9 protein-coding genes are annotated in these 13,940 nt (G+C 54.9%); 5 read left to right on the plus strand and 4 right to left on the minus strand.

Features of this window, described 5'->3' with window-relative positions; translation table 11 throughout:
* Window positions 1-409: 409 nt before the first annotated feature.
* Entirely contained in the window at window positions 410-2,380 is a 1,971-nt protein-coding gene (locus tag ACPXSQ_RS11160; RefSeq protein ID WP_426143706.1) for a tetratricopeptide repeat protein, read from the minus strand.
* Between the two features lie 358 nt (window positions 2,381-2,738).
* Between ACPXSQ_RS11160 and ACPXSQ_RS11165 the strand changes: the two genes are divergently transcribed.
* Window positions 2,739-3,758 carry an alpha/beta hydrolase gene (locus ACPXSQ_RS11165; RefSeq protein WP_210511634.1) on the plus strand — a complete coding sequence of 340 codons (1,020 nt, stop codon included), beginning with the start codon at window positions 2,739-2,741 and terminating at the stop codon, window positions 3,756-3,758.
* A 496-nt stretch (window positions 3,759-4,254) separates the two neighbouring features.
* Window positions 4,255-5,133, plus strand: coding sequence for a DMT family transporter (locus tag ACPXSQ_RS11170; RefSeq protein ID WP_089517131.1), 879 nt, complete (start codon window positions 4,255-4,257; stop codon window positions 5,131-5,133).
* A 183-nt stretch (window positions 5,134-5,316) separates the two neighbouring features.
* On the opposite strand, the gene guaA is transcribed toward ACPXSQ_RS11170, so the two are convergent.
* On the minus strand, window positions 5,317-6,897 hold the full coding sequence (gene guaA, locus ACPXSQ_RS11175; RefSeq protein ID WP_014605279.1) for a glutamine-hydrolyzing GMP synthase: 1,581 nt from the start codon (window positions 6,895-6,897) through the stop codon (window positions 5,317-5,319).
* Between the two features lie 69 nt (window positions 6,898-6,966).
* Complete coding sequence (gene guaB, locus ACPXSQ_RS11180) at window positions 6,967-8,433, minus strand: IMP dehydrogenase (RefSeq protein WP_013026725.1); 1,467 nt, start codon at window positions 8,431-8,433, stop codon at window positions 6,967-6,969.
* A gap of 168 nt (window positions 8,434-8,601) precedes the next feature.
* Between guaB and xseA the strand changes: the two genes are divergently transcribed.
* The 3 genes from xseA to ACPXSQ_RS11195 are packed head-to-tail and all read left to right on the plus strand — an operon-like array spanning window position 8,602 to window position 11,358.
* Window positions 8,602-9,975 carry an exodeoxyribonuclease VII large subunit gene (xseA, locus tag ACPXSQ_RS11185; protein ID WP_072138214.1) on the plus strand — a complete coding sequence of 458 codons (1,374 nt, stop codon included), beginning with the start codon at window positions 8,602-8,604 and terminating at the stop codon, window positions 9,973-9,975.
* Window positions 9,976-10,015: 40 nt separating this feature from the next.
* Entirely contained in the window at window positions 10,016-11,029 is a 1,014-nt protein-coding gene (locus tag ACPXSQ_RS11190) for a M4 family metallopeptidase (RefSeq protein WP_019106077.1), read from the plus strand.
* Window positions 11,026-11,358, plus strand: coding sequence for a protealysin inhibitor emfourin (locus ACPXSQ_RS11195; protein ID WP_015699744.1), 333 nt, complete (start codon window positions 11,026-11,028; stop codon window positions 11,356-11,358). The genes ACPXSQ_RS11190 and ACPXSQ_RS11195 overlap by 4 nt, the downstream gene beginning before the upstream one ends.
* Before the next feature lie 50 nt (window positions 11,359-11,408).
* Here the strand turns inward: ACPXSQ_RS11195 and ACPXSQ_RS11200 are convergent, their stop codons facing one another.
* On the minus strand, window positions 11,409-13,850 hold the full coding sequence (locus tag ACPXSQ_RS11200) for a glucose/quinate/shikimate family membrane-bound PQQ-dependent dehydrogenase (RefSeq protein WP_210511636.1): 2,442 nt from the start codon (window positions 13,848-13,850) through the stop codon (window positions 11,409-11,411).
* Window positions 13,851-13,940: the final 90 nt, after the last annotated feature.

The following is a 13,940-nucleotide window of genomic DNA, read 5'->3' on the forward strand; positions in this document are numbered from 1 at the left end:
AATATAGGGTTTGTATTCACTAACTATGCTGCGATGTCATCGCAATATTTGCTCACGCTGGTGAGTGGCTGCTGACGCACGGCCCGCCATCACACAACGTTAAGGGGCCGTGATGGCTGTCACCACCAGTATGCTCAGAGGCTGGCTATACGCAGAATCAGCCAGCCTGAAACCCGCCGCGACTCAGGCTCAGGAAGCAAGCAGAGATACTCGCCGCGCGCATTCAGCGCGCGACCGGTCTGGGCTGCCCTCTGCTTTGCGGTCAGTACAGAAGGCGTCAGAGCCAATCCCGAAGGCACGCGAAGCCTGCACTTCACCCATGCTCGAAGCAGATAACAGATCCCAGATGCATTTCATGCCTGGCTATTTCAACAACAGCATAGGTTATCTTGAACCCGCCGTCTGAAAACTAGCCTGTTATCGCCTTTTCCGCTACACGTTGCAACCACGCTTCATAGCGCTGCTGCGCCTCCGGCGCGACAGGTTGGCTGCGTGAGTTTATCTCACCTTCGATGCCAAATATTTTCCACATCAGCGGCGCGAGTCCTGCAATCACGCTGCTTTGACTGCTCTCCATTCTCAGCAATTCCAGGCTGGATGTTTGGTAGCCCGGCAGCGCCTCCGAGTGATAATCTAAAGCTTTGCCCAACCCGGAAAGATAAATGATTTTAGCGGCAGTCAGAGATGGCCAGTGACGGAGAATATTCAGCGGCCAGTCCAACATGGCGCGCTCATTCCAGACCTCCGAATACGGAACCTGTTGGTTAGCCAGCAACGTCAGCATTAACGATTGCCCCAGCCCGGTCAGATAGACAGGCAACGCGTCAGCCGGAGGACGTTGATAAAAGGCATCCAGTGGTTGTTCACGCTTCAGGCCGGCCTGCATCAGTAATTTTTGCTCCAACGCCTGCATCACGTTGCCTAACCTGGCATCCGTTACCTCTTCAGTTTCAGTCGACTGTTTACTGCGCGTGTTACAGTTCCACAGCGACAACGCAATCTGCCAACGACGCTGTTCGCCCTCGCCAGTGCAGCCAATTTCCCCCGTCACCACATACTTCATGTCAGGCGGCAGGATCTCATAAATATCCTCACCCACCATCGGTTGGCCAGTGAGAACAGGACCGTGGCCCTCCGCCATCAGAAAATAGGTGCACGCCGCATAATCACTCCAGTAATGTACGGCTTCAGCGAGATAGAGCGGAATCGCGCGCGACAGTCGGCCAAGCTCATCTTCGCGCTGTATGCCCTGGGCTGCGGTGCCATCCGGTATTTTTGATAACGCAAAGAAACCGATCTTCGCTGTCTCTTCAGGTTTTTGGTTAAACAGCCAGTCGGCTTTACATAAGCCGTATTGCCAAATGGGCTGCGTAACGGATAACGTTGTGATTTTCACATCATCAGGCGCCACCTGCTGAACGGGTTCCGTTTGGCGGCGTTTCTCTTCAAACGCTTGTCTGTAATAATCAAGATGCTGCTTGATCGGGGCAAAATTGAGTGCATACAGCTGGTTAAGAAGCGTGAGCCCCTGATCCGTCTGCCCCAACTCAAGATAAGCCTGCAATAAATTTATACCGGCCATAGGATCGTGCTTTTGAACATCGTAATGGGGCGCAACCAGCGAAATCAGAAGCCGAATCTCGCCATTTTTCCCCAGGTCGCCAGAGATCATATACAGCGCCTCAGCATCGTACCGTCCACCCGACAGCACCTCTTCATAAAGTCCACGAGCCTTGTCGGTTTCGTTATGCTCCAGATAAAAACGGGCCATCCAGAGCTGTGCTCGCCAGCTTCCCGGCATCGCGGCAACGCTGCGCAATCCCTCAATGTAAGCATCCTCGCCTCCGCGCTCACGCTGAATGCTCACCCACCAGAGTAAGCCGTTATCCAGGTTCGGATCGGTTTGAATAGCCTGCCAGAGCGTGTCATCTGCCCGTTTGTCCTCACCGCGCTCGGCAAAGACTTTCGCCAGATTGGTGAGTAAGGTTCCTGTCGCGCCTGATTTATCCATTCCCTCTCGCAGGGTTTGTTCTGCCGCATCCAGGTGGCCGGTTTCCATCAGTACAATGCCGTGGAGGGTATGACTTCGTTCAGGATTACGGTCAATGTCCACCAGGCGCTCCGCTGCCGCAACCAGATCGGAAGCAAAGGCGTCTTTCAACCCCATCAGAATCGCGGTGTACAAGGCGTCCGCATCATCCCACTTCTTTTCCAGATCCGGCAGAAAGACCTTCTCACGCCATTCATTGCGTGCAATGTGCATTTCCTGTCCATGAGCATCGTAAGCAACAATCATCTCCCGTTCTTGAGCGGGCTCGTCTGGTGCGGTATCGGCGGGTTGGTTTTTATTGCGCAGAGAAGAGAGAAGACGCTTAAACATGGTTAATTCAGTCCTTGAGTTTGAGTCATCAAAAAGCCTGATTGCCCGTCGCTATCATGCCGTGAAATGGACACACACAGGCTGTTTTACAAGCTGACAGCGTTGCGGTTCAGAGATGAGTGTAGCGCTCAAAAAAACAACTGGCACGAAATTGATTAACCCACGGGTAAATCGTAAAAAATGCCATCCAATACAGACGCCACGCCTCTTCCCGCGCTTTTTCGCCATCAGCATTATTCTCGCGTCAGCCATGAAATTTAAATAGCGCACTATTTAGTAGTTTACAACTTAAGAAATACCTGCCATCTTAGCCAAACTAAATAGCGCACTACTTAATCGCAAACACAAGGAAATCAAAATGAACGTGAAACTCACCGCAGGTGCTTTATTGTTAGCCAGCCAGATCACATCAGCATGGGCCAGCCCTGTGGAGAATGCGCCTGAACCTACCGTTGGCGTCGCCGCCTTTCTTAAAGCTCTCAACAGTGGCGGCGGTAAGCCCATCGAGACCTTAACGCCTAAAGAAGCACGCGCGGTACTCACCGGCGCGCAGCAAGGTGCCACACTGCCACCCGCACAGGTTTCTGAAAAAACCATCACAGCATTGGGCAAGCCGCTCAAACTGACGATTGTTAAACCCGAACACGCAACTGGCGTGCTCCCGGTATTCATGTTCTTCCACGGTGGCGGCTGGGTGCTGGGTGACTTCCCGACGCACGAACGTCTGGTGCGAGACCTTGTGAACGAATCCGGCGCTGCGGCGGTATTTGTGAATTACGAGCCATCACCAGAAGCCCATTATCCGGTCGCGATTACTCAGGCTTATGAAGCGACTAAATGGGTAGCCGAGCACGGTGCGGAAATTGGCGTTGACGGTAAGCGCCTGGCGCTGGTCGGTAACAGCGTGGGAGGCAACATGGTGGCCGCCGTCGCGCTGCAGGCCAAACAACACAAAACCCCGGCGATTCGTTACGATGTGATGCTGTGGCCCGTTACCGATGCCCGCTTTGATGATGCGTCTTATCAGCAATTCGCCAACGGCTATTTCCTGACCCGAAACATGATGAAGTGGTTCTGGGATAACTACACCACGTCAGATAAAGATCGGAATAACATTCTGGCTTCTCCGCTGCGTGCCACTGAGGCGCAACTGGCCGGTTTACCGCCAACGCTGATTCAGACTGCCGAACTCGACGTGCTGCGCGATGAAGGTGAAGCCTTTGGACGTAAGCTGGATGCCGCCGGTGTACCGGTGACGGTGACCCGCTATAACGGCATGATTCACGACTTTGGTTTGCTGAATGCCTTGAGTAAAGAGCCGACGGTACGCACGGCGATTGGCCAGGCGTCAGCGGAATTGAAGGAACACCTTAAGTAAACATCGCCCGACAGCGGATTCGTATTTTTTTGTTCGTGCAGACATGCGGTAAATAAAATCAGCCGGATAGCACCGGCTGATTTTTTTCTGGCTTAAAGGCTGACAGGCATCAGGGCGTGATCACCCTTCTCCACTCCGCGCAAGTATTTATGCCTTCACCCAAAAACGGCCTTCGACCAGTGAAAGGAAAAACCCGCCGTTAAGCAGGCTTGTAGCGAGGCAGTAATGTTATCAACGTCTGCTCATTGCTCATCCCGACCACCACCAGCCACAGAACCCTGACCTTATCAAATTCCCGGTTGCTGGCACCTTGTACTGCCCCCTTCTAACTCGCTACTTCGCGTCATCAACAGTTGAAATTTCGGATAGCCGCCGCAGGAACAGCGTTAAGGATTGCCAGGAGCTTTTTACTGAATTATCGTAAACCGCTTTGGGTACCGCTGACATACAATTCTGGGCCAGGCATTCGGTATAAATGCCTGCCTAAGGGACAACTATGTCATATCGCATCCTTTGGTCAATCGCGCTTTTAGCCGTCACGGCTGTATGGGGCTGGAGCTTCGTTGCGAAGCACGACACGCTGGGCGTCATGGCCGCATCCACCCTGAACGCGTGGATGTTTACCCTGGCGGCTTTTGCGCTTCTCCCCTTTTCGATCCGTTCTTTTCGCCACCTGAAGCCACGTGACTGGGTGAGTGCGGTATTGGCGGGCATCGTGCTCTTCGCTGCATTTTCCCTGCAGACATCCGGCACAGCTTACACAACGCCCTCCAATGCCGGGTTCATCACAGGCTTGTGCACCGTTTTCACGCCGTTGTGTATCTATCTCATCGGCAGAGGACGCCCCAGTGCTAAACAGGCAGCAGGAACCGCCATTGCCGTGTTTGGGCTTGGCTTACTCAGCCTTGACGGGTTCAGGGTGCACTATGGTGACTTACTTATTCTGGGTTGTGCGGTGTGCTTCGCCGTACACATCGTCATCGTGTCGACTTTCACAACGCCTGACATTTCCCTGGCATCAACATCGATACAACTGGGCATCGTTGGCGTGCTTTCTTTGTTATGGAGCGTCGCCCGTGACCAGTTTTCTTTACCTCACTCGCTGCCGACAGCATTAACAATCCTGTCACTGGCCCTGTTCGCAACAGCCCTGGCGTACGCCATTCAGAATCGTGCTCAGGCTGTTCTGGCCCCGGAAAAGGTCGCCCTGATACTGATTTGCGAACCTGTGTTTAGTGGGATTTTTGGTTATTTTCTCGCGGGCGATCGTCTGCCGCCGGAAAGACTTGCAGGAGCGGCGCTAATCCTGGTGGGGATTGTCGTCACCGAGCTTCGCGTCGTACGTCTCCTGCCTGCCGCCTGGCGTAGATCCTAAGTTCGCTTCAGCGCCGTGCGCTGTTCAACGCGAACTCATTTTGCAGGCGAAAGTCAGTGATATCCCTCGCCGTTCCGGCGAAGCGACTATCGGCCAGACAATGCGGGAGCTAAAATGCAAAAAGCCCGCATAACGCGGGCTTCGTTTTACACTGTTTACTGTCGGTCTGAGCCGGACGCTAAATCATTCCCACTCAATCGTCGCCGGTGGCTTGCCGGAAATATCATAAACTACCCGGGAAATACCGTTAACTTCGTTGATGATGCGGTTGGACACGCGGCCCAGGAAGTCGTAGGGCAGGTGCGCCCAGTGGGCGGTCATGAAGTCGATGGTTTCTACCGCGCGCAGTGAAACGACCCAGTCATACTTGCGGCCATCGCCCATGACGCCAACAGAACGTACAGGCAGGAACACGGTAAAGGCCTGGCTGACTTTGTTGTAGAGATCGGCTTTATGCAGCTCTTCAATAAAGATGGCATCCGCACGACGCAACAGGTCGCAGTACTCTTTCTTCACTTCACCCAGTACGCGCACGCCAAGGCCTGGCCCCGGGAATGGATGACGATAGAGCATATCGTAAGGCAGGCCCAGCTCCAGACCGATCTTGCGCACTTCATCTTTAAACAGCTCGCGCAGCGGCTCGACCAGGCCCATCTTCATCTCTTTCGGCAGGCCGCCGACGTTGTGGTGCGACTTGATCACGTGCGCTTTACCGGTAGCAGAGGCAGCCGATTCAATCACATCAGGGTAGATAGTACCCTGCGCCAGCCACTTCACGTCTTCCAGGCGCAGTGCCTGCTCGTCAAAGACTTCAACAAAGACGCGGCCGATGATTTTACGCTTCGCTTCCGGATCGTTTTCCCCGGCCAGGGCGTCCAGGAAACGCGCTTCGCCATCAACGTGAACGATATTCAGACCAAAATGGTCGCCAAACATGTCCAGCACCTGCTCAGCTTCGTTCAGGCGCAGCAGCCCGTTATCGACGAATACGCAGGTCAGGTTTTTACCGATGGCGCGATGCAGTAGCATGGCGGTCACTGACGAATCCACACCGCCAGATAAGCCCAGAATCACTTTGTCGTTGCCGACCTGCACGCGCAGACGCTCGACGGCATCTTCGATGATTTTTGCCGGTGTCCAGAGCGCTTCACATTCACAAATATCGATAACAAAACGTTCCAGCATGCGCAGCCCCTGACGCGTATGCGTCACTTCCGGATGGAACTGCACGCCGTAGAAGCGTTTCTCTTCGTTCGCCATGATGGCAAATGGACAGGTTTCTGTACTGGCAACGGTAACAAAGTCAGCAGGGATAGCGGTCACTTTGTCACCGTGACTCATCCAGACATCCAGCAACGGTTTACCGGCTGCGCTGATGGCGTCTTCAATATCGCGAATCAGGGCGCTTGCCGTGTTGACTTCAACCTGCGCATAGCCAAACTCACGCTCGTTGGATCCTTCCACCTTGCCGCCCAACTGCATCGCCATGGTCTGCATGCCATAACAAACACCCAGAACCGGCACGCCAGCCGTGAACACATAGTCAGGCGCGCGCGGGCTGCCATGCTCGGTTGTGCTTTCCGGGCCGCCAGACAGAATGATGCCGCTTGGATTGAACTTCCGAATCTGCTCTTCGGTGACATCCCAGGCCCAGAGTTCACAGTACACGCCAAGCTCACGTACGCGGCGCGCAACCAGCTGCGTATATTGAGAACCAAAATCGAGAATCAGAATGCGGTGCTTATGGATATTTTCCGTCGTCATTGAGGGGTTTCCAGAACGGTGACTTAAAGTAAAGCGCCCGGCTGTTGCCGGGCGGGAAATCTTACGGGGTTATGAACCCATACGGTAGTTCGGTGACTCTTTGGTGATGGTCACGTCGTGCACGTGGCTTTCATTGATGCCCGCGCCGCTGATGCGCACGAATTCGGCTTTGGTGCGCAGATCATCAATGGTCTGGCAGCCGGTCAGGCCCATGCAGGAACGCAGGCCGCCCATTTGCTGATGCACGATCTCTTTCAGGCGGCCTTTATAAGCCACGCGGCCTTCAATACCTTCTGGCACCAGCTTGTCAGCAGCGTTATCGGTCTGGAAGTAACGATCCGATGAACCTTTAGACATGGCGCCCAGCGAGCCCATTCCACGGTAGGATTTAAAAGAGCGGCCCTGATAAAGTTCGATTTCACCCGGCGATTCTTCGGTCCCTGCCAGCATCGATCCCACCATGACGCAGGATGCGCCCGCAGCAATCGCCTTCGCGATATCACCAGAGAAACGAATACCGCCGTCCGCGATAACCGGAATGCCGGTGCCTTCCAGCGCGGCCACGGCATCTGAAACGGCGGTGATCTGAGGGACACCCACACCGGTAACGATACGCGTAGTACAGATGGAGCCCGGGCCGATACCGACTTTAACCGCGCTCACGCCAGCTTCAACCAGGGCCAGCGCGCCCGCACCTGTTGCAACGTTGCCGCCGACGATTTCAAGGTCAGGATACTTAGCGCGGGTTTCACGGATACGCTGCAGTACGCCTTCTGAATGGCCATGCGACGAGTCAATCAGCAGTACGTCCACACCGGCAGCAACCAGCGCATCTACGCGCTCTTCGTTGCCCGCACCGGCGCCTACAGCCGCACCGACGCGCAGACGACCCTGCGCATCTTTACAGGCGTTAGGTTTACGTTCGGCTTTCTGGAAGTCTTTAACGGTGATCATCCCCAGCAGGTGGAAGCTGTCATCCACCACCAGCGCTTTTTCTACGCGCTTTTCATGCATTCTGTGCAGGACGACATCACGGGCTTCACCCTCTTTCACTGTCACCAGGCGCTCTTTTGGCGTCATCACGGCCGTCACGGGCTGGGTAAGATCGGTGACGAAGCGCACATCGCGACCGGTGATAATGCCCACCAGCTCGTTATCCGCGTTCACGACCGGGTAACCGGCAAAGCCGTTGCGTTCGGTCAGTTCTTTCACTTCCGCCAGCGTAGTGGTGGGCAACACGGTCTGCGGTTCGGTGACGACGCCGCTTTCATGCTTTTTAACCTTACGCACTTCATCTGCCTGGCGATCAATCGACATATTTTTGTGAATGAAGCCCAGACCGCCCTCTTGCGCCAGCGCAATAGCCAGACCCGCTTCGGTCACGGTATCCATTGCAGCAGAAAGCATGGGAATATTCAGACGAATGTTTTTGGTCAGCTGAGTGCTGAGATCGGCCGTATTCGGCAGGACGGTGGAGTGTGCAGGAACGAGCAGGACGTCGTCAAAAGTGAGTGCTTCTTTAGCGATTCTTAACATGGCAATACTCCACCTCGGGTGCGTGAGAATAGATAAAATATTGCCGCGGCATTATACAGGCCGTAATCGATTGCCTCCACTATTATTTGAGAAAAAGTCTTGATCCGCGCAATCAGCAATGTAGTATCGACTGATTAACCTACTGATTTGGAATTTGATCTTCGTCACATGTCGCTGCCGCCAAACGCCAATATTTTTACCGTCAGCCGTCTCAATACGACAGTGCGTCAGCTGCTGGAGAATGAGATGGGCCTGGTTTGGCTCAGCGCCGAGATCTCCAATTTCACCCAGCCCGCTTCTGGCCACTGGTACTTTACCCTGAAAGATGATGGCGCCCAGGTCCGCTGCGCCATGTTCCGTAACGGTAATCGTCGTGTGACGTTCCGTCCCCAGCACGGCCAGCAGGTCCTGGTTCGCGCAAATATCACACTCTATGAACCGCGCGGCGATTATCAGCTGATTATTGAAAGTATGCATCCCGCCGGTGAAGGCCTGCTACAGCAGCAGTTTGAGCAACTGAAAGCCAGGCTGGCGCAGGAAGGCTTGTTCGAAGCCGAACACAAGAAGCCCTTACCACAGCCGGCTAAGCAGGTTGGCGTGGTCACCTCTGCGACGGGTGCAGCCCTGCACGATGTTCTGCGCGTGCTGCATCGTCGCGATCCCTCACTGCCCGTTGTGATTTATCCCACTGCCGTTCAGGGCGTAGATGCGCCTGCCGCTATCGTGCGCGCCATTGAGCTTGCGAACCAGCGTGCCGAGTGCGACGTGCTGATCGTGGGTCGCGGCGGCGGTTCGCTGGAAGATCTGTGGAGTTTTAATGACGAGCGCGTTGCGCGTGCGATTTTTGCCAGTCGCATTCCCGTGGTCAGCGCGGTTGGCCATGAAACCGACGTCACCATTGCCGATTTTGTTGCTGACCTGCGCGCGCCAACGCCTTCCGCTGCGGCAGAGATTGTCAGCCGTAATCAACTTGAACTCCTGCGTCAGTTGCAGTCACAGCAACAGCGGCTGGAGATGGCAATGGATTATTATCTGGCGCGCCAGCAGCGGGTATTCAGTCGCCTGGATCATCGCCTGCAGCAGCAGCATCCTCAACTGCGTCTGGCTCGCCAGCAAACCGCACTGTTTCGCCTGCAGCAGCGGTTGGGCGAGGCGATGGAACAGCGGCTTCGCAATGCCACTCGCCAGCAGGACCGCCTGTCACAGCGCCTGGCGCAGCAGCAGCCACAGCAGCGCCTGTATCTGGCGCAAAAAAGCCTACAAAGCTGGCACTATCGCCTGCAACAAAGCATGGAAAAATTGCTTAACCGTGATAAAAACCGCTTCGGTCAGCTTGCGGCCCAGCTGGAAGGCGTCAGTCCGTTAGCCACGCTGGCGCGTGGATTTAGCGTCACGACCGACAACGCTGGCCAGGTGGTGAAGAAAACGCGCCAGGTGAGCACAGGCGATTTACTGCGTACCCGTCTCGATGATGGTTGGGTAGAAAGTCAGGTCACGCAGCTTATTCCCGAAAAACCGAAACGAAAGAAAAGCATTTCTTAACTATACTTCCTGGTACATCCCTCGTGCCAAGGAGTCTACAATGGCTTTCAGCGTTATCCCTCCCTATATTCTCCGTAAGATTATCGCCCACGGTTCCGGTCATCAGCAGGAGCAGGCGCGCCGTACCCTCACCCACGTTCAGCACCTGATGGCGGAGCACTGGCAAAAGACGGCTGCGCCGAAAACCAAGCAGGCCGGGAAGATTGAGCGTGAAATCTATGATGCCCAAAACAAGGAAACGTTGCCGGGAACCCTGGTGCGTAAAGAAGGCCAGTCTTCAAATGGTGACGTTGCCGCCGACGAAGCCTGGAACTATCTTGGCGTCACACACGATTTCTTCTGGCAGATATATAAACGCAATTCTCTGGACAATAACGGTTTGAAATTAGCAGGAACCGTTCACTATGGTGAAAAATATCAGAACGCTTTCTGGAACGGACAGCAGATGGTGTTCGGCGACGGCGATGGTGAGATCTTTAACCGTTTTACTATCGCTATCGATGTTGTTGCGCATGAGTTATCGCACGGTGTCACAGAAACCGAAGCCGGTTTGATCTATTTTGAACAGGCTGGCGCGCTAAATGAATCCATGTCCGATGTCTTTGGCTCCCTGGTGAAGCAGTTCAGTAAAAAACAGACTGCCGATAAGGCCGACTGGATTATTGGTGAAGGCCTGCTGGCGAAAGGCATCAATGGCAAAGGCTTGCGATCGATGTCGCACCCTGGTACCGCTTATGACGACCCAATGTTGGGTAAAGATCCGCAACCGGGCCATATGGACGACTATATTAAAACGCGAGAAGACAACGGCGGCGTGCACCTGAACTCTGGCATTCCTAACCGTGCCTTTTATCTGGCAGCACAAGCACTAGGTGGTTTTGCCTGGGAACAGGCAGGGCAAGCGTGGTATGACACCTTGTGTGATGATAATTTGCATCAGGATGCTGACTTCAAAACCTTTGCACAGTTGACCGTGCAGCACGGTGAAAAGCGCTTTGATCGTTCCGTCGGCAGCAAAATTGAACAGGCGTGGAAAGAGGTAGGCGTATTATGAGTCAACTCCCCGAACTTACCGACGACGCCACCATTGTGGTGACGCGCGAAGGTGGCTTTGCTTTTATCCCCGGCTTACGCAGCGAGCGTCGTTTTCCCTTAGGTGAACTTCCTGCGCCAGAGAAACAGCGCGTCTGCAAAGTGCTGGAGCAGGCGATGCCGCTGGGCGAGTCAGAGGATAAAGCCACTAAGGTAGGATGCGGGGATCAGCGCTATTTTCGTATCCAGATCCAGTACGCCACGCGCCGTGAGGCCGGTACGGTGGTGATCCTGATACCGGAACAGTCGGCCCCGCCGGAGCTGGTGTCGCTCTTCCGCGACGGAAAATAAGCACAAAAAAAGGGCCGCGAGCGGCCCTTTTATTTTACCCGTTATCGCTGTTACTTGCTGTCTGGCAGCGCATAAGCAATCACGTAGTCACCGCGATCCGGTGACTGACGCGCGCCGCCTGCAGAGATCAGAATGTACTGCTTGCCGGTTTTCGGCGAGACGTAGCTCATCGGGCCGCCCTGACTGCCAACGGGCAGACGCGCTTTCCACACTTCTTTACCCGTTGCGCTATCAAACGCACGCAGATAGTAATCCTGCGTACCGGCGATAAACACCAGGCCGCCCTGGGTTGCCAGCGTGCCGCCCAGCGTTGGCATGCCGATTGGCATTTTCGCGCGCATTTTGATCCCGAACGGACCGGTATCCTGCACGGTACCCACCGGAACCTGCCAGACGATTTTCTGCGTTTTCATATCGATAGCAGACAAGGTACCGAACGGGGGTGCCTGGCAAGGAATGCCCAGCGGTGACATAAAGCGGTTCTTATTCACCGCATAAGGCGTACCTTTCAGTGGAACGGCGCCCATGCCGGTATTGATCGCCTCACCGCCGTTGCTGCCACGGGAAACCTTGCTGGTATCAACCGGAATCATCTGTACCCACAATCCTAAACGCATGTCGTTAACAAACAACAGGTTGTTATTCGGATCGGTGGACATACTGCCCCAGTTCATTCCGCCCAGCGAACCCGGGAAACTCAGCGACTTATCCGTGCCCGGCACGGTAAACAGGCCGTCATAGCGCATAGATTTAAAGGCGATACGGCAGGCAAGCTGATCGAACGGCGTGGCCCCCCACATATCGGACTCTTTCAGCGTCTGATTACCAATCATCGGCATACCGGTCGAATGCGGCTGGGTTTTAGTGTACTGCTCGTTAGGGATATGTCCCTGCGGCATTGGCAGCTCTTCCACTTTGGTCAGTGGCTTGCCGGTCATCCGGTCCAGCACAAAGATCATGCCGGTTTTGCCGCCGATCACGACCGCAGGCTTGGTGCTGCCGTCTTTCATCGGGAAGTCGATCAGGCTCGGCTGCATCGGCAGATCGAAGTCCCACAGATCGTTATGCACGGTCTGATAAACCCACTTCTCTTTACCGGTTGTTGCATCGAGTGCCAGTACGGAGGCACCGTATTTATGATCGAGTGCGTTGCGGTTTGCGCCCCACAGGTCAACCGATGAGCTTCCCATCGGAATAAACACGGTGTTCATGGCCGGATCGTAGGACATCGGCGCCCATGAGTTTGGCGTACTCCGCGTATAGTCCTTGCCCGGCATCAGAATAGCATTCGGATCGGTATTGCCCGGGTCAAAGGCCCAACGCATCTGGCCGGTGATCACGTCAAAACCGCGTAACACGCCGCCAGGCATATCTGTTTTAACGTTGTCAGCCACGCGCCCGCCTACGACAACGGTGGTACCGGCAATCGTTGGTGCAGAGGTGAGCTGATAAAGCGGATCGGGCGCATCGCCCAGGCCCTTTTTGAGATCCACGATACCGTGGTTACCAAAATCCTCACAGAACTCGCCGTTATCAGCATTAATGGCAATCAGGCGCGCATCGATGGTATTCATCAGAATACGGCGCTGGCAGCTGTCTCCGGCCGCCAGCGTAACGCCAGGAACCGGCGTAGAACCCGGTTGGGTCGGCTGGGTAAGCGGTTTGGTCGCATCAAAATAGGCCAGACCACGGCAGCGCGGCCAGACTTCTGCCTGAGCATTAATCTCACGCTTCCAAATCTGCTTACCGCTGTCGGCTTCCACCGCGATCACGTTGTTGTGCGGGGTGCAAAGATAAACGGTATTTCCCACCTGCAGCGGCGTTTGCTGATCTTCAGCGCCATTGCCGGTTGGGCTTTCAGGGATATCGCCGGTGTGATAAGTCCAGGCGACCTGCAGATCTTTCACGTTATCGCGAGTAATCTGGTCCAGCGCAACAAAGCGGCTTCCCCCTGCGGTATTCCCGTAGTGATCCCAGTTTTGCTGTTGCTTTGACTTATCTACCGGAATCAGCGGCAGTTCCTGACCGGTTGAGGCAACGGTAGGATGGGGCTGAAACATCTGAACTAAGGTAGCGACCATGCCTACGGCAATCACGGCAGAAAAGGCATACGACACTTTTGCCAGCGAAGGCTTGTTTTCGCGCTTGCGCAGCGAAGGCCAGGTGATGAACGCCAGAATCATCAGACCTGCAGGCACCATCAGGCGGGAAACCAGAGGCCAGAATTGCAGTCCGGCGTCAATGACGGCCCAGATTAACGTTCCTACAAACACCAGCAGGAACAGGACAACCGCGGAGGATTTCGCACGGAAAAACTGAATGGCTGACAGCACCGTAACGATGCCTGCAACCAGAAAATACCAACTGCCGCCAAGCGTCGCGAGTTGTCCCCCGCCAACCGCAAAGAACAGGCCGGTTGCCAGTAGCACCAGCCCGAGCAGCACGGACCATATTCTCAACCCTTTACCGGATCGAGATGATGTTTCAGCCATAACACTTACTCTCCTGATAAACAAAACCGCTCCAGCCCTGTGCGCGACCCGGCTCATCGCCGGTCACGTTGCAGGTAAAAGAAGCAGCGT

This window comes from Pantoea sp. EEL5 (assembly GCF_049892805.1).
Taxonomy (GTDB): Bacteria; Pseudomonadota; Gammaproteobacteria; order Enterobacterales; family Enterobacteriaceae; genus Pantoea; species Pantoea ananatis.